The sequence below is a fragment of the Vibrio sp. 1180_3 genome, assembly GCF_029478545.1.
Taxonomy (GTDB): domain Bacteria; phylum Pseudomonadota; class Gammaproteobacteria; order Enterobacterales; family Vibrionaceae; genus Vibrio; species Vibrio aestuarianus.
Genome location: NZ_SJFM01000271.1, coordinates 1 through 255, shown reverse-complemented (window position 1 = coordinate 255; position 255 = coordinate 1). Strand labels below are relative to the sequence as shown.

The 255-nt window shown below is 49.0% G+C and carries 1 protein-coding gene; it reads left to right on the top strand.

Translation table 11 applies throughout. The annotated features are described in order from the left end of the window. On the top strand, positions 1 to 255 hold a 255-nt coding region (locus EYW48_RS21820), incomplete at both ends, for a DUF5801 repeats-in-toxin domain-containing protein (protein WP_277433116.1).

Here is a 255-nt window from a genome sequence, read left to right as displayed (position 1 = left end):
GCGGCCAGAATTTAGTGATGGTTGAAGTGTCTAACCTCAATGGCATCACAGTATATGAAGCGCAGATCCAAGGCAGCAATGAGGCGGTCTTTAGGATCACGCTCAATGGCTCAGCAGACAGCTATCAATTTGAGTTACTTAAACCGCTTGACCACGCGACGGGAGCCGGAGAAAACGATCTTATCTTAAATCTATCGGTTACAGCGACCGACCGAGATGGTGATGTGTCTAATGCGATCGCCTTGCCGATCACCA